Raw genomic sequence first — 18,443 nt, forward strand, 5'->3', positions numbered from 1 at the left:
CGGGCTACATTGTCGTATGCATACGCACCGCCAGATTCCCCATAATCCACACCGTCCCCAAAACAATAATCGCCAGAATTAAGCTGGAGAAAAGGATTAACGCCAGGTTATCCCGCTGTTCCCGCTGGGTGGTGACATGCAAGAAATATTTCAACTGCACCAACAGCTGCGCAATCCCCAGTAGGGCAACGAGAATCAAAACACCTTTCTGCTCCCGCCCAATCGTCAGCACGGCGGCGAACGCGGCCAGGGTGAGCACAATCGAGAGAATATAACCGGTGAGATACAGGCGCAGCTGCTGCGCAAAAGTCAGTTCTTTAGCCATAAACCCACCCGCCGAAATACACCACAGAGAAGATTCCGATCCAGATCACATCGAGGAAGTGCCAAAACAGCGCCAGGCGCAGGAAACGCAGCTTTACAATATGGCCCAACCCCATCGTAAATACCTGGACGATCAAGACGATCATCCACAGGCAGCCGAACGCAACATGAAGCCCGTGTAGAGGCACTAAAGAAAAAAAGGCCGACAGGTAGCCGCTGCGCTGCGGCACGCCACCCTTCGCAGCCATACTGGCAAAGTCATGGAGTTCCAGCGCCAGAAAGCCCATCCCCAGCAGCAGGGTTATCAGCACCCAGAAGAGAAAGCTGGCGCGACTGCGCTCATACTTTAGGGCAACTGTCGCGATACCAACGGTCAGACTGCTGGTGAGAAGCAGCAGGGTCTGGGCGAGCAGGCTGGCAAAATCAAACAGCGCCCTCGGGCCCGGCCCGCCCGCAGTGGCGCCCACCATGGTGATATAAATCGCGAATACCACCCCAAAGAAAATCAGGTCACTCATCAGAAATACCCAGAAACCAAAGAGCACCCTGTCCGGGGTTTTATCACTGGCTTCTTGCGCGGGGCTCGCGCCCACACTTTTCGCTGAGGGGGGCGGGGGCATTTAAAGGTCCAACCTCGCATAGCCCTGGTTGCGCGGGGAGTCCTCCAGGTCCCGGGCCACGGGTTCAGTCTTATCAATCAGGGCCAGCCAGGCTTCCATCTCCTGCTCCAATTGGCCGGCGGGAATCCGATATTCCGTTTCTTTGCGGAAAGTGGACGCTATCACCGCAATCAATAGGGTCAGCGCCGAGATCAGGGCGAGCCACCAGATATACCAGACCAGGGCAAACATCAAAATGCCACTGGCAACACACACAATAAATCCGAGGGGATTATTTTTAGGCAGCTCGATATCCCGATAAAATTTAGGTCGCTTGTAGGCCTCGCCGTGCTCCTTGGCCTCAGTAAAAGCATCCCGGTCGGTCACCTTGGGTATCTCAACAAAGTTGTAAGCCGGCACCGGAGCCGGTGTAGCCCACTCCAGCGAGCGGCCATCCCAGGGATCGCCAATGGGGACCCTGCTCTTATCCCTATCCCGAATACTCACCCAGCACTGCACGATCAATGCAATCAGCGCGGCCAGCACGATCATTGCACCGATAAAGGCGATAACCATATAGGGCTTAAAGGTGAGGTCGGCGTAGCTGAAAGAGCGCCGTGGCATACCCAGTAAGCCGGCGCCATAAAGCGGGAAAAATGTCAGCATAAACCCGGCAAACCAGAGGTAGGCCGAACGCTTACCCCACTTATCGTTGAGGCGAAAGCCAAATGCCTTGGGGAACCAATAGTTATACCCGGCCAAAATGCCAAACAGCACGCCGGGAATCAGGACATTGTGGAAGTGAGCCACCAGAAACAGGGTGTTGTGTACCTGGAAATCCACGGTGGGGTTGGCGAGGATAACCCCGGAAAGACCACCGATAACAAATAAAATCAAAAAGCCGATGGCGTAGACCATCGGGGTGGTAAAGCGTATTCGACCGCGATACAGGGTCGCCATCCAGTCGTACACCTTGACCCCGGTCGGCACTGCAATCAGCATTGTCGCGATCCCAAAGGCGATATTGATTGTCGGGCTCTGCCCCATGGTAAAAAAGTGGTGCAACCACACGGTAAAAGACAGGATGGCGATACACATAGTGGCCACCACCAGGGATTTATAGCCGTACAGGGTTTTTGCCGAGTAAGTGGAAAAAACCTCGGAAAAAATACCATAGGCCGGCAGCACCAGCAGGTAGACCTCGGGATGACCAAAAAGCCAAAATAAATTGGCATAGTTCATCATATTGCCGCCGAGATCATTGGTGAACAGATGGAAATCCAGATAGCGGTCCAGGGCCAGCATAAGGGCGGCCACGCTGAGAGGCGGCATTGCAAAAATCATTAGGGTCGATGCACAGAGTACTGTCCAGCAAAACAGCGGCATGCGGAACAAGTGCATACCCGGGGCGCGGCATTTATACAGGGTGACGGTAAAATTAATCCCCGTTAACGTCGTCCCCGCCCCGGAAAATACAATGGCCCATACCCAGTAATCCGGCCCGACCCCAGGGCTGAAATCCGCCCCCGTATAGGGTGGGTAAGCCGACCAGCCGCCAGTAGAAAACTCCCCCACCACCAGCGAGACCATCATAAGCATTCCCGAGGAAACAGTTACCGCTAGGCTGATCTGGTTGAGGAGCGGAAAGGCCACATCGCGGGCGCCAATTTGCAGTGGCATGGCAAAATTAATCAGGCCCACCAAAAAGGGAACTGCGACGAAAAACACCATAATCGTGCCGTGGGTACTGAAAAGCTGGGCAAAGTGGTCCGCATGTAGGAACCCCTCCGGGGCGGCCGCCTGCTGGGCCCGCATAACCATGCCTTCCAGCAGCCCCCGCAGCAGCATCACCACGGCAAAAACAATGTACATAATGCCGATTTTTTTGTGGTCGGTACTGCTCAACCAATCCCGCCAGAGGGTTCCCCAGAACTGGTAGCGGGTTATTAACAGCGGGATTACCGCCATAGCCAAAATCACAATTGAACCCGCCGCACTGGCGACGGCTTCACTGATCGAGGGCTGCTCCAGAAATTTACTAAATACCAGCGAATCTCCACTGAGTTTGCCCAACCAGCCGTAATCCAGATTGTTCATGGGCGCGCACCCTCAGCATCACTGTCATCGCGTCCAAACGCCCTGGTGCCGGGCTGTTCTTCGGTACTCAGCGGTTGACCAGAGTGATAGCGCATCACTATTTGCTGAAAAATCCCGCTATCCGGCAAATTAAAGTACAGTGTATTCGCCGGCATCTGGCGATTGCCGAGGGCCTTGTAGGCCTGCTTTTTCGTGCCCCGCTGCGCCAGGCGGTTATAATTGTCACTGTTGAGCTCAATCCCCGCAGATCGCACTGTCTGCACCCAGGTGTCAAAGCGATCCTCGGTCACAACCTCGACAGCAAAATTCTGTTCTACAAATCCCTCGCCGCTATATTGAGTATTTTCCCCCCGGGTAGCGCCAGTTTGCGTGCCGATAAAATTGAGTTTTGTGGTCATACCCGGCATCACATAAATTTGCCCAACCAGCGCAGAAATAAGAAATGACTGCATTACCGTATCACTGGTCAGAGTCATCGATATCGGTGTGTGTACCGGCACCACTAATTCGCCCACCGTCGCAATATCCAGTTCCGGGTAAATAAATAACCATTTCCAGTCCAGGCCAACCACTTGTATTTTGACCGGGGAAACAACCCCCTGAATTTCCTCGTAGGGGTCGAGACGCGCTGTCGCGCGCCAGAGCATAATTGACAGCACCGTAATGATAAGAAAGGGGATACCCCACATAATCACTTCCAGCGGGCCATAGGTCTCCCACTTTGGTGCGTAAAATCCACGACTTTTCTTTCTGCGATACTTGATCAGAATCACCGGCACCAAAATAAAAACGGGCAGCACCGCGACCATGGTGAGCGCCATAGCCCAAAAAAAATGCACCTTTTGCTCTTCTGCCACCGGGCCCAGTGGCATCAAAAAGGTTTCAGTGGCAAGGGCCGAAGGGGGGATAAATAGTATTGAGAGAAAAATGGGCAGGGGCAACAACCTGCGCAGAGACACTCGCCAAAAAACCACAGGGTCTTTTACAGTACAATCCATGGTAAAGCCTACCGACAAAAGTCATGAGCCGGCCCCTATTCCAGCTAAGGCTGCAAATTCCATTGCGAAGCGCTGGGCGCGCACGAATACCCCGTCAATAAGTTGTCTCAACAGAGCCGTGAAATATCAAGTTTCTATTGTCTTAAAATAGTAAAAACGGCACTCAATTATAAAACATCACTGCCGGACATGGTGTTAATCATAACCTCTACAAATTCGTGCAGGTCTTTCGCGCTGGGATGGCGCAGCTCGTTCCCGGAATATTTATATAAGAAAGTGTCCGACTGGGCAGACCAGTACACTTCATCACTGGGTACTGAGTACAGGCGTGTTTCCACTACTGCCACGGGGGTATTGCGATTATTGGGGTGGATGTGCTTCAACGCCAATAACTGGGTAACCAGTAAAGTGTTAAAACCTCTCTCTCTGAGTAACGGCATAATGTCACTCATCGAAGGAATGCCGTCGATAGAGCCCAAGCCACCCCAGGAGTGGGCGTCGATACCGGACGCCTGCAATTGTGCGACCCATTCATTTTCAACCCGTCCACCCAGCAGTGGTCTGGGCACCAGGGTGTAAGCGAGCACCAGGGTTTTGCCTAAATGCTGCCCACTGATATACGGCGATTGCCAAACTCGATTGACAACCGTGCTGGCGGCAGTCCAGCCCCACAAAAAAGAGATAACTGAAAGACAGAAAAACAAACGGGTCAGTCGAGAAAGCGAAGTTTTCGCTGGGAGGCCTTGCATCAATTCCTGCTCCTCTAATAAAACCAAACTTTAATCAGGAGAGATTAAAAGGTCATTCGTGTCGTCCACTGAGTGCGTATCAGCGATCCTCGATCGCCATTTTTGTCCTCTCTGGAGCCGTATAAAACTTCAATACCCGTCAACCAGCGCGGAAATGGTGCCCAAACCAAATTAATACTCCGATATTGGGTTTCTTTGTAAGCAATACCGGGCTGGAAATCCAAATTGTCCTGTCGCACCCTGCCGTAAGTGGCCACGCTGTATAAACAGGGGGTCCACCAGTGCTGGTAGCCGACATACCAAGCCGAGGTCTTGAGGGCCTCCAGTGAGTTGTCCGCAACATTGTAGGCAGCATCGGGCGGTGCATCGTTTAACAGGCCGCTGTAGCCCTCGCCAAAGGAGAAAGAATAGGTGAGCAGGTCCTTGGACAGCGCCCCCGGCATATCAAATGTGCCGCTCAGGTTGAGCCCCCAGCCGGTGGTGGATACCGCTGAGTCCGGATCGCCACTAGCGCGCAAATCTCGCAGTAACAGGCCGGTCTGGAAGTGGTATTTTTCCGTTTCGGACACCAGGACAAAAACCGCATCAGGCCACTTGCCCACCTCGACAACATCTATCGTCTCCCCGTCCACTATCTCATCTTCAAAAATCTGCGAGTCCGGTGCCTCCAGGGCTACCTTGAACTGATATTGGGGGCCGTATTTTTTGTGCCAACGCACCATCGGGTGACGCAACCCGATAACGGAATTGGGCCCCTGGAAATCCAGGGTGTTGGGGATTGCCACCACGTCCGCAAAGGTGGACCAGTCCTGCCCTGCCAGCACACTGCCCCCCCACAGGAAATTACTGACCTGGCCGTAGGCCTTGCGCATACGCGGATTGGGGGTAGTGACACTGGCATCCTGTACAAAATCCATCGAGATCAGGGTGGTAAATTCACGCCCCTCCCAGGGCTGCTTGGTCTCAAATATCAAGCGCGATGTCTGCACGGTAAATTCAGTCTGCCCCTCATCCCCCTCGGCAGCGGTTTTGTCGAAGGCCACAATATCTGCGGGGATAAACTGAGCGGGGCTGATAATGGCATCGGTATCGTAATTAATATCCAGATTGGCATAGCCGCTGATCTTCGCCTTTATCGTCGTCCCCAGCAAAGGAATAGAACCGGGCCACTCCGTTGCCGCATTGGAGATCACATCTTCAATATCGCTTAGCTCACTGACTGCCGGATCGGCGACAGCTCTGGGGGGCGGTAGGGAATGGGGGGGAACCCCCTTGCGAATTTCGTCGATCTGCTGCTGTAAATTGTCGAGATCCTGTGCGGGGACAGGCGCATCAACCGGTTGCTCAGAGATTCTTCCGGAAGAGGCTGGCAGCGCCCGCTGCAACTGTTCAATTTGCCGGCGCAAAACATCGAGGTCTTGCTGCTGGCGTCGGATCTGGGCTTCCTGTTCCTTGAGCTGCTTCTGTTGGGCCTCTATCACCGGCATCAGCTTGTCAGATTCCACATAGACTTCGGCACTAGAGAGCTGGGAGAAAAAGAGCTGAGTTAAACCGATCACCACAGCAGGGATCACTGGTGATTGCGCATTAGTATCCATCTAACATCCTTAACGCTACATCCTGTAGGGTCAGCCAACCAAACCGTGTTGAGGCCCTAGGCGGTCCCTGCCAGCCCCGCAGGGCGGACTTGTGCAGAGACTCCCTAGAAAGCGTAGCTTAAGAGAGGGGGATACCAGCTCGGGAATAAAGGGAAACGCCACTAGCAGACCTCCAGTGGCGTTCTATTGAGAGAGTTTTACTGGCGCGCGAAGCGGGGCGGTAGGGGCTGTTCGATAAGGGTCGATCGCAGCGGGTTAATATCCAGGCCACCGCGCCGTGTATAGCGGGCACACACTGTCAATTCGGTAAAGTCCGCGAGCTTTTTCAGGTCGCAAAAAATTCGCTCCACACAGTGTTCGTGAAAGTCCTGATGCTCGCGGAAAGAAACGATATAAGCCAGCAGCGCCTCGCGCTTTAGTGCCGGGCCCTTGTACGCTATGACAACGGTAGCCCAGTCCGGCTGGCCAGTTACCGGACAATTGCTGCGCAGCAAGTGGCTGTAAAGTGTTTCGCTGACATCCTCCTCTGCCTTTTCGAGCGCTAGCAGTGCCGGGGCCGGCTGGTACTCACTCACCTCGATATCGAGATGGTCGAGACAATGCCCCTCCGGCTTTCCAATTGCCAGGGCTCCATCTTCCACATTCATCAAGGTGACGCCAACACTCGCGCCCACCGCCGCACCCAGATCGCGGGCCAGGGTATCCTGCACAAGGCGCCAGGACTCAAACTTGCTCTGATTAAAAGAGTTTAAATACAACTTGAAAGACTTGGACTCCACCATACAGGGGCTCTCCGCAGGAAAGCTAAAGCGCACGACCGCGACCTGTGGCTTGCCCTTGGGGTTGAGCCAGGAGAGTTCAAAACCCCACCATTCGTCCTCGCCAAAAAAAGGCAGTGCGCCGGCGGAGAGCCCCAGTTGCGCGCGGGATACCGAGCGCTGGATCGGGTGGAGTAACTCGGGGTTGTAAGTGGATTCGTAGGTGGTTTCCTGCCCCAGGGGCAGGTTTTGCCAGTCTTCTCTAGTCATAAATTTCTCAGTGTCTGAGGCGCTTGCCGTGGCTCATCAGGTATAGCCCCCAAGATGCCAGAAGCGCAATAAATACCAGGACGCCGAAAAATGCCCCGGTAACATCAATATCGGAAACACCTAAAATGCCGTAGCGAAAGGAGTTCACCATATAAAGTATTGGGTTGAGTTTCGATAGTCCCTGCCAAAATGGCGACAGCAGCTCGATAGAGTAAAACACTCCGCCCAGATAAGTGAGGGGTGTTAATACAAACGTCGGAATAATGGAGATCGCATCAAAACTATTGGCAAAGATCGCATTGATAAAACCCGCCAGGGAAAATAGTGTCGCGGTCAGGAATACGATCGCTACGGTCACAAAAATATGCTCAACCGTAAGCGAGGTAAAAAACATCGCCACCAGAGTGACAATCAACCCCACCATCAATCCCCGCGATACGCCCCCGAGAACGTAGCCCGCCATAATCACCCAGTTGGGTGTCGGTGAAACCAGCAGCTCCTCAACGCTGCGCTGGAATTTCGCGCTGTAAAAAGAGGAGACCACATTGGCATAGGAGTTGGTAATCACCGACATCATAATCAGGCCCGGCACCACGAACTCGATATAGGGGTAGCCGCCCATCTCCCCGATGCGCCGGCCGATCAGCGAGCCAAAAATTACAAAGTACAGCGACATAGTGATGACCGGCGGCACCAGGGTCTGGGGCCAGATACGCATAAAGCGGCGGATTTCCCGCCGGTAGATGGTGCTAAACGATATCCAGATTAATCTGCCCTTCACTCTTCAAGCCCCGACATTTTTTCTTCCGACAACATGGATAGGAACAGCTCTTCCAGGCGGTTGGCGCGGTTGCGCATGCTGGTCACTGTAACACCCTGGCGCTGTAGTGCAGCAAACAGCTCGGTGAGGGACTGCCCCTTTTCGATCGTCACTTCCAGAGAGTGGCTGTCCCGCAGGGTCCCCTCCCAAGCGGACAGGTCCGGGCACTCGGTGAGATATTCTGCACAGTCCAGGATAAAGGTTTCCCGGTTGAGGGTTTTCAGCAGAGATTTTATCGAAGTGTTCTCGACAATCGTGCCCTTGTCGATAATGGCAATATTGCGACAGAGACTCTCCGCCTCCTCCAGGTAGTGGGTAGTGAGAATAATCGTGGTGCCCTGCTGATTAATTTTTTCCAGAAATCTCCACATTGAGCGGCGCAACTCAATGTCCACCCCGGCTGTGGGCTCATCCAGAATCAGCAATTTCGGCTCGTGAATCAGCGCGCGGGCAATCATCAGCCTGCGCTTCATACCGCCGGAAAGCATTCGCGCTTGAGTGGCGCGCTTGTCCCACAAGCCCAGCTGCTTTAAATACTTTTCTGTACGCTCTTCCGCCAGTTTGCGCGGTAAGCCGTAAAACCCACCCTGGGTAACGACAATGTCGAACACTTTTTCAAACTGGCTAAAGTTAAACTCTTGCGGCACGACCCCTAGCAGGCGCTTGGCCGCAGCAAAATCCGCATCGACATCCTCACCAAAAATCGATACTGAGCCGCCGCTTTTGCGCACCAGGGAGCAGATAATACCGATGGTGGTAGATTTCCCCGCGCCATTGGGCCCCAGCAGCGCAAAGAAGTCGCCCGGCTGAACATCAAAGCTGATGCCCTTCAGGGCCTGAAAACTATTGTCATAGGTTTTTTGTAAGTTGTGGATCGATAGCGCAGCGCTCATATCGCACTCCTATTTTGGGGAGCGTTATTCAACGCGCTTGCCCGGGTAATTTCAAGCCGAGGGGGAACTGGGAGTTTCGCACACACGCCACTCGGCGGGGCACAGCGCCACTTGAGAAGCTCCCGAGTGGGAGTCACAGTGTAGACAGTAACAATGACTATACCGGAAAAACAAAAAGCCGCTCGATTGAGCGGCTTTTTATTTTGGAGCGGGAAACCGGGTTCGAACCGGCGACCTCAACCTTGGCAAGGTTGCGCTCTACCAACTGAGCTATTCCCGCTTTTTTTGATTGGCCCGCTAGCACTGCTAGCGGGCCGTATTGGCATCCCCAAGGGGAGTCGAACCCCTGTTACCGCCGTGAAAGGGCGGTGTCCTAGGCCTCTAGACGATGGGGACAGAAACTTGCACTTCGACCTTACAGGTCCGGTGCTGCCATGCTGTCCATGGCAATGCCACTGATTTCTCGGTGGCGATGTTACATGAGTTGACTAGAGATCATCTCATACAACAAAACTGGAGCGGGAAACCGGGTTCGAACCGGCGACCTCAACCTTGGCAAGGTTGCGCTCTACCAACTGAGCTATTCCCGCAATTGACCCGGTAGCATCGCTACCGGGTCGTATTGGCATCCCCAAGGGGAGTCGAACCCCTGTTACCGCCGTGAAAGGGCGGTGTCCTAGGCCTCTAGACGATGGGGACAGAAACTTGCACTTCGACCTTATAGGTCCGGTGCTGCCATGCTGTCCATGGCAATGCCACTGATTTCTCGGTGGCGATGTTGTGCGAGTTGACTAGAGATCATCTCATACAACAAAACTGGAGCGGGAAACCGGGTTCGAACCGGCGACCTCAACCTTGGCAAGGTTGCGCTCTACCAACTGAGCTATTCCCGCAATTGACCCGGCAGCATTGCTACCGGGTCGTATTGGCATCCCCAAGGGGAGTCGAACCCCTGTTACCGCCGTGAAAGGGCGGTGTCCTAGGCCTCTAGACGATGGGGACAGAAACTTGCACTTCGACCTTACAGGTCCGGTGCTGCCATGCTGTCCATGGCAATGCCACTGATTTCTCGGTGGCGTGCTCTCCGAGCTGACTAGAGATCATCTCGCAAAGCGGAAAACTTGGAGCGGGAAACCGGGTTCGAACCGGCGACCTCAACCTTGGCAAGGTTGCGCTCTACCAACTGAGCTATTCCCGCGTGGCATCCCCAAGGGGAGTCGAACCCCTGTTACCGCCGTGAAAGGGCGGTGTCCTAGGCCTCTAGACGATGGGGACCCAGAAACCTTCTGTCGTTTCGCTGTGTCTTAAAACGTTGCTCTGCGTCAGAAGTGGGGCGCATTCTATGGAGCGTGGCCGGACCTGTCAACACTCTTTTGGAATTTTTTTCTTTTATTGTCAGGCACTTACAAAACCCGGCCATTTGAGACAAGCATTTTAGTGTCGCCCCGTACCAATTTCTTCCAGCCCCCGCGCCTCTCTGTGCAGCGCCTCCAGGAAGCGGCGGATACGTTTGCCGTTGGCGCCCAGGTCACTCACCCCCACACGGGAGCTAGAGCGCACATCGACCCGGGAACCGCCCCCGCGCTCCGCACTGACCCGCACAACAATATCGTCACTAAAGCCGAGTAGCGGTGTTTTCGCCACCGCCTCCAGGTGGCCCTGCCCGGGCTTATAGGCAACCACCTGCCAGTCCAGGTCTTTGGCCACCTCAGCTGCGGCCTCGGTGGCGCGGGGCACCGAAAGGTGCAGATGTAAGGGGGTAATATCCGCGTATACATCCGCTTCCCGCTGCAATCGCGCCACCCGCTCCCCGCCGTACTCGGCGCTGTTGTCACCTTTCTGGCGCAGCGCCAATACCGCCTGGTACTGGGGCGGGTTGCGGGTGTCGGTGGTGATATCGTGGATTTTCGGCACCGCAAAATTGCCCTTGCCCACAGTTACCAGGGGAATCGCCAGCGGTATTAACCCGAGCAGCGCCGCCCACAGCGCATTGCTGCGCACCAGCGGCTTGCGCTTGCTCGCCCCCCAGACAAAGACCAGCAGACTCAGCAACGCCAGTGCCAGTGCCGCGCCGCCGGCAAACACAAAGACTTTAAACACCACAGAAAAGTGCAGCAGCCCAAAACGCAGGGCAGCAGCGGCCAGCGCGAGCAGCGCCAACAAGACCCACTGCACCCGCAGCAGCCACTGACTCCCGTGGGACTCGCTCACTCAGCAGCCCCCTCCGCGCCCTCGCCCTCCGCTTCCAACTTCACCGACAGGGAGTTAACGCAGTAGCGCAGCCCCGTATTCGTGGGGCCGTCCTCAAAAACATGGCCGAGATGGGAGTCGCACTTGTTGCAGCGAATCTCCACGCGCTGCATACCGTAGCTGTTGTCGGGCAGCTCCCTCACCACACCGTTGCTATGCTCCGCATCGAAACTGGGCCAGCCGCAGCCGCTCTCAAATTTTGCCCCCGAGTCGAACAGCGCCTCGCCACAGCAGCGACAGCGGTAGACGCCATCGTCAAAAACATCCCAATATTCGCCGCTAAACGGCGCCTCTGTCCCACCTTCACGGCAGACCTCAAACTCCTTGTCTGTAAGCTTATTGCGCCAGTAGTTCTCATCCATCTGTTTTGACATACTCTAGTGTTCCCGTAATCGATTGGGGTTTCCGGTCAGGCATGGCCCAGTGGCAATGCCCCTGTTGATCGGCCCCCAGTTTCCCGCAGGAGTGGTACCTACCACTGGTGGACATTACCCGGTTTGCGCGCACTGAACTCGCGGCCCTGGGCCGCTCCTGCTCTGCAATAGAGCGGTCAAGTCACCATGAAGGACATCAATAAATCAGAAAAACTGCACGGCGTCTGCTACGAGATTCGCGGCCCCGTGATGGAGCAAGCCCAGCGTATGGAGGAGGAGGGCCACCGCATCCTCAAGCTGAATATTGGCAACCCCGCCCCCTTCGGCTTTAACGCCCCCGATGAAATTATCCAGGATGTCATTCACAACCTGTCCCAGGCACAGGGCTACGTCGAGTCCAAAGGGCTATTCGCTGCGCGCAAGGCCATTATGCAAGAGTGTCAGACCCTGGGTATTCCGGGTGTTGAGATTAACGACATTTACCTGGGTAACGGCGTCTCCGAGCTGATTTCCATGAGCACCCAGGCCCTTCTCAACAATGGTGACGAAATGCTGTTGCCAATGCCCAACTACCCCCTGTGGATGGCCGCCACCAATCTCACCGGTGCCAAGCCGGTTCTCTACCGCTGCGATGAGGGGGCCGGTTGGCTGCCGGATATCGAGGATATCAAAGCCAAAATCACCCCCAAAACGCGCGGTATCGTGGTCATCAACCCCAATAATCCCACCGGCGCCGTCTACCCCCGGGAACTGCTTGAGGACATTGTCGAAGTGGCGCGCAGCCACAACCTGGTTATCTTTGCCGATGAAATTTATAGCAAGATTCTCTACGACGATGCGGAATTTACCCCGATGGCCAAGCTGGCCCCGGACGTGCTCTGCCTGAGCTTTAACGGTCTGTCCAAATCCTATCGCCTGGCCGGCTTCCGCTCCGGCTGGATGGTGATCAGCGGTACCAAACACCGCGCCAAAGGCTTTGTCGAGGGGATGGAGATACTCGCCTCCATGCGTCTGTGCGGCAATGTGCCGGCCATGTTCGCAGTGCAAACCGCACTCGGCGGCTACCAGAGTATCAACGACCTGGTCCTGCCCGGCGGGCGCCTGCGCCAGCAGCGCGATATGGCCCACCGCATGCTCAATGACATCCCCGGTGTGAGCTGCGTCAAACCCCAGGGCTCTATCTACTTGTTTCCCAAGCTGCACCTGGATCATCATAAGGTCGAAAATGACGAGCAACTGGTGCTGGACTTCCTGCGCCAGGAAAAAATCCTGTTGGTACAGGGCAGTGCCTTCCACTGGGATGCACCGGACCATCTGCGCATTGTCTTCCTGCCCCGCGCCGACGACCTATCTCACGCAGTCGAACGCCTGGGATACTTTTTGGAGCAATATGCCCGCTGATGTTGGACGATTTACATATTCACGATTTTTACCGGGATGCCGGCAGGGTACTGCTGGCGATGTTTAACCAGTTCCCGGTACCGGCAACCGTCTATGTGGAGGATATTTCCGGCCCCGATTCACCGGATGAATACGGGCTGCACTCCCCCCGCCATTTAGCCTGCCTGGGCTCTATGAGCTGGCTTAAACAGAGCGGCTATATCAGCTTTTCCCAGCTGGTGCGCCAGGAGGCCATGGAGGAGGCGGTACTAACCCACAAGGGCTTTCTGCTCATGATTAACGCCGGTGCCGAATCCGGGCAGAGCAATGCCCAGCTGCTCAACAGCGCCGTGCGCGAGGGATCATCGGGCCAGTTGCAGGCGCTGATGGAGCGCCTGATGCGGGAGTTTGCCGCGCTTTAATGCGCGGCTCTGGCCGGCGCCGCTAGCGGGATTGGCGGCGATATTTAACGTGCAGCATTTTCAGCGCCGCATCCGGGTCCCGATCGGGAAAATCCGGATTTTGTTGCAGCCGCGCGACCACTTCATAACCGCTGTCAGACCCGAGTATTAAATCGCGGAAGTGGGCTTCGCTGTGCCGGGGCGAGTTGATCACCATCAACAGGTCCGCCTCATCGGCGAGACAGGCGGGCAGCTGCCGCAACAGTTTTTCATAGTTCTGACTGACATCGAAGCGGCCTTTTTGTCGTGTCGGCGGATCGACAATGGCCAGATCGAAAGGGCCACGGCGATCGAAGCGCTTAAATTGACGCAGCGCATCAAATTGCAGGAACTGAACCCCCTTAAGTGACAACCCATTGATCTCGTGATTTTCCCGCCCGCGATTTAACACACCGCGATTGACGTCCACATTCACAATTTCAATATCGCCCGCCGCCCGCGCCACCGCAGAAAAGGCGCAGGTAAAGGCGAAAAGATTGAGCATCTTCGCGGATGTTCCATCGCCCCGGGCGCGCACCTGCTGCTCGAGCCAGGCCCTACCCGGCTCAATATCCAGGAAGAAGCCGACATTCTGCCGATCGAACGTGAGAGGGAACTGAAGATCCCCGCGCCGCGCCACCGGGGCGCTAACCGCCTCGCCGCAGTGCCACTGTAAGGGCGCCCCGGGGAGGTAGCGCCGCTGCGCCGCAACTCCCTGATAACCCCGAGCCTGGGCCATCTGCCAGAGTTTTTCACACAGCTCTATTTCGCCGTCGTACTCCTCAAAAAAGGTGACTAATAGAGCGGGAAAAAAACTGTCGACACAGACCTGTTCCAAGCCCGCATAACTGCGACCGCGACCGTGAAAAAAACGGCGGCTGTCACCAGTATTTTGCGCTAATTTATTTTCTACCTGCTCCAGCAGTAACTGCCAATCTGCACTCATCGTTTATTGAATATCCCCGTTACTCAGTGGATAGAGAATGGCATCGCGGTAGCCGGTCACCACTCGAATAAAACCACTCCAGTGTTTATCAAGCTCGGGATCGCCACTGTCGATCAACAGCGGACGCCCCTGTAATTCTGTAATTTTTGTTTTGGTCGCAACCGCGATTAAATGATCGCGCCCGACCTGCCACAGCACACCGGCGGATAATTGTTGGTTGCCCCGGCCAATTAAATGCCCCTGGCCACCGATAGCCGTAAGAATAATTTTCACCGGCCCGCAGTGTTCGGCTATTGCCTGTTCAATTTGCGGCGCACTGACATCCACCTGCAACAACTGTCCATCCAGCAACAGGTCCACCCCCAACAGCGTTCCCGCGCAAGCCAGTTCGCTGAGAATTGCCAGGGTGGTAGAGCCGGGGCCGACGATATACAGGGTCTGCGGGTCCAGCTCTTCCGTAATCTCAGCGGCGATATCTGCAACCGCCAGCTCTTCCACTTCGCGACCGGCATTTTTTACCGCCTGCAAGAAATGGCCCTCCTGGGGCACCAGCAGCTCGCCGTAGTAGCGAGTGGTCACCCGCCCGCTGCGGAAAGACTCCTCGTTAATATCCCGCACTTCGCGCTCGGCGAGATCCACCAGCTGCCCCGCCATCAGGCGCCGCAACACCTCACCGCCGGCTTTAGGGGAAATCGCAAAGCAGGCGGAGTGCATTTTCACTCCGGCGGGAATACCCAGCACCGGGAAGTTGTCCCCCAGGGCGTTGACGATATTCCGCGCGGTGCCGTCACCGCCAATAAAGACGATCAGGTCGGCGCCGCTATCGCGGATAGCGACCGCCGCCCGTTCGGTGTCTTCCGGCGAGGAGGGCGAGCGCTCTGCCGCGCCCACTTCACGCACAGAGAAGCCGAGTTTAGCCGCGATAGCGGCGCCCATATCGCCGGCAAAACACAGGATTTCCAGCGCCTCGGCGTAGGGTTTTAACGCCTCGAGGGCCAGTGCCGCGCGCTGGTTTGCCTGGGGTTCAATGCCCGCCGCCAGTGCTCGCTGCACGGTTTCGGCACCATCGCTGCCCTTGAGCCCCGCCGGGCCACCGATACCGGCCCAGGGGTTGATAATCAGTCCGAGTTTTTTTACCTGCTTACCTAACTGCACGCCAACCCCAGTACTGCCAAACGCTGTTTTTCAATCTCACTCAGAGCCTCTGCGGCGGCGCGGTAGTGATTAAACTCCAGGCGCTCGGGGTATTCCTTGCGCAGCAAATCAAAGGCCTTTTTCATCGGCACCTCGCTCGCTGCGGCCGCGCGCAGGCGGCGATCGTCCGCGCGGGGATCGTATATCTGCAACAGCAAATCCTCGGCCGAATCCGCCGCGATCTCTCTCGGGGTTTCAGTCGGCCGATATTCCGAGGACAGGGGGGCAATGCCCAGCTCCCGGCACAGGGCCTCGCGGATCATACGGGTACCGGCCAGCTTTCCATCCAGGCTGTAACCGGCGATATGCGGCGTGCCCAGATCTACCTGTTCGAGTAACTCGGTATCGATATCCGGTTCGTTTTCCCACACATCCAACACCGTGGTAAAACGCTTATTGCGCTGGATTTCCGCCAACAGGGCGCGGTTGTCCACCACCCCACCCCGGCCGGCGCTGATCAGCACACTGCCGTCGCGCAGCTGCTGCAACTGCTCTGCACCAATCATATGGAAACTGGGATAGGTACCCCCCTTAACCAGCGGCGCGTGCAGGCAGACGATATCCTGGCTCAGCACCTTTTCCAGAGTGCTCGCATCCGGGTTTTCCGGCAACCAGGGATCGTAGACGGCGCAGGAAACCCCGAGGGCGTGCAGGCGCTGCTGCAACAGTCCACCCACATTGCCGCAACCCACTATGCCGAAGCTGCGCCCCTGCCAGTCGATATTCAAAGCCGCCAGAGTGCAAAACACATACTCCACCACGGAGTTGGCATTGCAGCCCGGCGCGGCGCTCCAAAAGATCTCATTGCGCTGCAACCACTGGGTATCCAGGTGATCGGTCCCGATCGTGCAGCTGCCTACAAAGCGCACCCGGGTTCCCTCCAGCAGGCTTTGATCGACCTGGGTGACCGAGCGCACCAGCAGGATATCCGCATCGATTAATTGTTCCCGGCTCAGGGTGCGGCCGTGGTAGCGCTCCAGCGTCCCCAGATCGCCGAAATACTCCTCCAATGCGGGGATATTTTCATCGGCGACGATTTTTAATCCCGCACTCTGTACAGCGCTATCGCTCATGTCAGTTCTCCATCGGCACCGGCGAAGGTGCGTTCAATCTTTTTACTCAGGCCACCGATGCCAAACTCCTCAGCCAGGGCGCGGGCCAGATAGACATCTACCGGTTGCGGGCGCAGATCCGCCAGTTTCACATCCAGGGGCACCCGCTCCTCCAGGCTCGCCAGGCGCTTGGCGAGGCGCAGTTGGTCTGCATATTCCTCTATCCGCGCCACCAGCCCCTTGGCACCGCGAATGGGCAGTGTGACCAGGGTGTCCAGCTGTGTCAGTAGAGTATCTATAGAATCGAATGTCTCCAGCAGACGCGCGGCCGTCTTAGGGCCAACCCCGGGGATACCGGGGATATCGTCGCTGGTGTCCCCCACCAAGGCCAGGTAGTCGGGTATCTGCTCCGGGCGCACCCCGAACTTTGCCTCCAGGGCACCGCTATCCAGGTGCCGATCGCCGGCGAAGTCCCACAGGGATACCGCGCCCCGGGCCAGCAGTTGCCCCAGATCCTTGTCCCGGCTCACCACCACCGGAGCCTGCCGGCGCAGCTTTCGGGTCAGGGTGGCCAATATGTCATCGGCTTCATAGCGCTCGCTGGAGAAACTGGCAATCCCCAGCACCTCGGCCATTTCCCGACACGCCGCCAGCTGAAAAGCCAGGGCCTCATCGGGCAGTGCACGGCTGCATTTATAGTCCGGGTAAATCTCATTGCGAAAACAGCTACCCAGTGATTCGTCGAAGGCGCAGGCAATATAACTGGGTTGCCGCGCCAACATATCCAGCAGGAAGTTGGTAAAACCGTAGACCGCCTCGGTGGCATAGCCACTGCGACTCTGCCAGTTGGGCGGCAGCGCAAAGTAGTATCGAAAGATATATACCGATGCGTCTATGAGGTAGCTTTTCACGAGAGATCCGCCAGGGGAAAATTGTCCCGGTTAAACGGATTGGGGCCACTGAACTCCCGGGCTAGGGCTTCGGCGAACGCACAGGCCCGGGGGTTGGGCCGGGTTTCACAATAGTCCAGAACCTGCTGCCAGATAGCCTGTTTAAACGAATCACTGGGGCCCAAACCACTCTCCAGATTATCGGCACTCACCCGGAACTTAAGACCGCAGGCGCGGGCAAAGATCCACTCCAGGGCCTGGGGTTTAACTTCCACCTGCTCAAACTCCGCCTGCTGCTCGGCGCTGCGGCCATCCGGGGCATACCAGTAGCCGTAATCCGGCAACCGCCGGCGGGCCTCTCCGGCCACGCACCAGTGCGCCACTTCGTGCAGGGCGCTGGCGGCATAGTCCAGGGTAAACTCCACCTGGTGATAGGCTTGGCCCTCTCCGCAAGGTCGGTAATAGGGCTCGCAAAAGCCCCCGCGAAGTCGGGTATTCAGCCCATTGGGGTCTGAAAAACAGTGATCGAAGACTCTGGCGATACGATCAGCCATGGGCTGTTTGGTGGAAACAGGAGCCATTTCTGCAATTGCGACAGGCAAGGCGTTCTCCGGGATACCTCAAAGGCGGGGACTATATCAACGCCGGCGCCCGGATCAAAGCAAAGGCGCCGAGGGGGGTAAAAGGCGCTAGTTGTATTTCCGCAAATCAACATATACCTTTAGGAACAGGGATGCCGCCGAGGGCATGTCCTTCAAGCGTCTCCCCGAGGAGGGAATTAAAGCAATCAAACCCCCTCCTGCCCCAGTCT

At 56.3% G+C, this 18,443-nt stretch carries 18 protein-coding genes and 8 tRNA genes; 2 read left to right on the plus strand and 24 right to left on the minus strand.

Features of this window, described 5'->3' with window-relative positions; translation table 11 throughout:
* Positions 1 to 4 precede the first annotated feature (4 nt).
* The 19 genes from cyoD to msrB all read right to left on the minus strand — a co-directional run bounded on the left by cyoD (position 5) and on the right by msrB (position 11,730).
* Complete coding sequence (gene cyoD, locus ACJJIK_RS07270) at positions 5 to 325, minus strand: cytochrome o ubiquinol oxidase subunit IV (protein ID WP_444944609.1); 321 nt, start codon at positions 323 to 325, stop codon at positions 5 to 7.
* Positions 318 to 944 (minus strand): cytochrome c oxidase subunit 3, encoded by a 627-nt coding sequence (locus ACJJIK_RS07275; protein ID WP_444944610.1) that lies wholly within the window; start codon positions 942 to 944, stop codon positions 318 to 320. Before ACJJIK_RS07275 ends, cyoD begins: the two co-directional genes overlap by 8 nt.
* Positions 945 to 3,020: a cbb3-type cytochrome c oxidase subunit I gene (locus ACJJIK_RS07280; protein WP_444944611.1), complete on the minus strand. Its 2,076-nt coding sequence runs from the start codon at positions 3,018 to 3,020 to the stop codon at positions 945 to 947. It abuts the gene before it with no gap.
* A complete protein-coding gene (locus ACJJIK_RS07285) occupies positions 3,017 to 4,018 on the minus strand; it encodes a cytochrome c oxidase subunit II (RefSeq protein ID WP_444944612.1) in 1,002 nt (333 codons plus the stop codon). Before ACJJIK_RS07285 ends, ACJJIK_RS07280 begins: the two co-directional genes overlap by 4 nt.
* A 167-nt stretch (positions 4,019 to 4,185) precedes the next feature.
* The gene (locus ACJJIK_RS07290) at positions 4,186 to 4,767 is read right to left on the minus strand and encodes a hypothetical protein (protein WP_444930443.1); all 582 of its coding nucleotides are present in this window, start codon (positions 4,765 to 4,767) and stop codon (positions 4,186 to 4,188) included.
* 44 nt (positions 4,768 to 4,811) lie between these two features.
* Positions 4,812 to 6,365, minus strand: a complete 1,554-nt coding sequence (locus ACJJIK_RS07295) for a DcaP family trimeric outer membrane transporter (protein ID WP_444944613.1) — start codon at positions 6,363 to 6,365, stop codon at positions 4,812 to 4,814.
* Positions 6,366 to 6,562: 197 nt separating this feature from the next.
* Complete coding sequence (queF, locus tag ACJJIK_RS07300) at positions 6,563 to 7,393, minus strand: NADPH-dependent 7-cyano-7-deazaguanine reductase QueF (RefSeq protein WP_444944614.1); 831 nt, start codon at positions 7,391 to 7,393, stop codon at positions 6,563 to 6,565.
* A 7-nt stretch (positions 7,394 to 7,400) separates the two neighbouring features.
* Positions 7,401 to 8,174 carry an ABC transporter permease gene (locus ACJJIK_RS07305; protein ID WP_444930440.1) on the minus strand — a complete coding sequence of 258 codons (774 nt, stop codon included), beginning with the start codon at positions 8,172 to 8,174 and terminating at the stop codon, positions 7,401 to 7,403.
* A complete protein-coding gene (locus ACJJIK_RS07310) occupies positions 8,171 to 9,106 on the minus strand; it encodes an ABC transporter ATP-binding protein (protein ID WP_444944615.1) in 936 nt (311 codons plus the stop codon). Before ACJJIK_RS07310 ends, ACJJIK_RS07305 begins: the two co-directional genes overlap by 4 nt.
* A 204-nt stretch (positions 9,107 to 9,310) precedes the next feature.
* Positions 9,311 to 9,386 (minus strand) — tRNA-Gly (locus ACJJIK_RS07315).
* A 40-nt stretch (positions 9,387 to 9,426) separates the two neighbouring features.
* A tRNA-Glu gene (locus ACJJIK_RS07320) sits at positions 9,427 to 9,502 on the minus strand.
* A gap of 118 nt (positions 9,503 to 9,620) precedes the next feature.
* Positions 9,621 to 9,696, minus strand: a tRNA-Gly gene (locus ACJJIK_RS07325).
* Positions 9,697 to 9,729: 33 nt separating this feature from the next.
* A tRNA-Glu gene (locus tag ACJJIK_RS07330) sits at positions 9,730 to 9,805 on the minus strand.
* A gap of 118 nt (positions 9,806 to 9,923) precedes the next feature.
* Positions 9,924 to 9,999, minus strand: a tRNA-Gly gene (locus ACJJIK_RS07335).
* Positions 10,000 to 10,032: 33 nt separating this feature from the next.
* Positions 10,033 to 10,108 (minus strand) — tRNA-Glu (locus tag ACJJIK_RS07340).
* A gap of 120 nt (positions 10,109 to 10,228) precedes the next feature.
* Positions 10,229 to 10,304, minus strand: a tRNA-Gly gene (locus ACJJIK_RS07345).
* Between the two features lies 1 nt (position 10,305).
* Positions 10,306 to 10,381, minus strand: a tRNA-Glu gene (locus ACJJIK_RS07350).
* 159 nt (positions 10,382 to 10,540) lie between these two features.
* Positions 10,541 to 11,317 carry a DUF1499 domain-containing protein gene (locus tag ACJJIK_RS07355; RefSeq protein ID WP_444944616.1) on the minus strand — a complete coding sequence of 259 codons (777 nt, stop codon included), beginning with the start codon at positions 11,315 to 11,317 and terminating at the stop codon, positions 10,541 to 10,543.
* On the minus strand, positions 11,314 to 11,730 hold the full coding sequence (msrB, locus tag ACJJIK_RS07360; RefSeq protein WP_444944617.1) for a peptide-methionine (R)-S-oxide reductase MsrB: 417 nt from the start codon (positions 11,728 to 11,730) through the stop codon (positions 11,314 to 11,316). Before msrB ends, ACJJIK_RS07355 begins: the two co-directional genes overlap by 4 nt.
* Before the next feature lie 186 nt (positions 11,731 to 11,916).
* Between msrB and ACJJIK_RS07365 the strand changes: the two genes are divergently transcribed.
* Together ACJJIK_RS07365 and ACJJIK_RS07370 are read left to right on the plus strand one after the other, a co-directional pair.
* Complete coding sequence (locus ACJJIK_RS07365; RefSeq protein ID WP_444944618.1) at positions 11,917 to 13,131, plus strand: pyridoxal phosphate-dependent aminotransferase; 1,215 nt, start codon at positions 11,917 to 11,919, stop codon at positions 13,129 to 13,131.
* Positions 13,131 to 13,532: a hypothetical protein gene (locus ACJJIK_RS07370; protein ID WP_444930435.1), complete on the plus strand. Its 402-nt coding sequence runs from the start codon at positions 13,131 to 13,133 to the stop codon at positions 13,530 to 13,532. The genes ACJJIK_RS07365 and ACJJIK_RS07370 overlap by 1 nt, the downstream gene beginning before the upstream one ends.
* 22 nt (positions 13,533 to 13,554) lie before the next feature.
* Here ACJJIK_RS07370 and ACJJIK_RS07375 read toward each other — a convergent pair whose 3' ends face one another.
* The 5 genes from ACJJIK_RS07375 to ACJJIK_RS07395 are packed head-to-tail and all read right to left on the minus strand — an operon-like array spanning position 13,555 to position 18,234.
* Positions 13,555 to 14,496 carry a class I SAM-dependent methyltransferase gene (locus ACJJIK_RS07375; RefSeq protein ID WP_444930434.1) on the minus strand — a complete coding sequence of 314 codons (942 nt, stop codon included), beginning with the start codon at positions 14,494 to 14,496 and terminating at the stop codon, positions 13,555 to 13,557.
* A gap of 3 nt (positions 14,497 to 14,499) precedes the next feature.
* Positions 14,500 to 15,651: an ATP-NAD kinase family protein gene (locus tag ACJJIK_RS07380; RefSeq protein ID WP_444944619.1), complete on the minus strand. Its 1,152-nt coding sequence runs from the start codon at positions 15,649 to 15,651 to the stop codon at positions 14,500 to 14,502.
* On the minus strand, positions 15,642 to 16,763 hold the full coding sequence (locus tag ACJJIK_RS07385; RefSeq protein ID WP_444944620.1) for a 4-phosphoerythronate dehydrogenase: 1,122 nt from the start codon (positions 16,761 to 16,763) through the stop codon (positions 15,642 to 15,644). Before ACJJIK_RS07385 ends, ACJJIK_RS07380 begins: the two co-directional genes overlap by 10 nt.
* Positions 16,760 to 17,653: a 5'-3' exonuclease gene (locus ACJJIK_RS07390; protein WP_444944621.1), complete on the minus strand. Its 894-nt coding sequence runs from the start codon at positions 17,651 to 17,653 to the stop codon at positions 16,760 to 16,762. The genes ACJJIK_RS07385 and ACJJIK_RS07390 overlap by 4 nt, the downstream gene beginning before the upstream one ends.
* Entirely contained in the window at positions 17,650 to 18,234 is a 585-nt protein-coding gene (locus ACJJIK_RS07395; RefSeq protein WP_444944622.1) for an elongation factor P hydroxylase, read from the minus strand. Before ACJJIK_RS07395 ends, ACJJIK_RS07390 begins: the two co-directional genes overlap by 4 nt.
* Positions 18,235 to 18,443: the final 209 nt, after the last annotated feature.

Source organism: Microbulbifer regidiadema (SeqCode), from assembly GCF_052466995.1.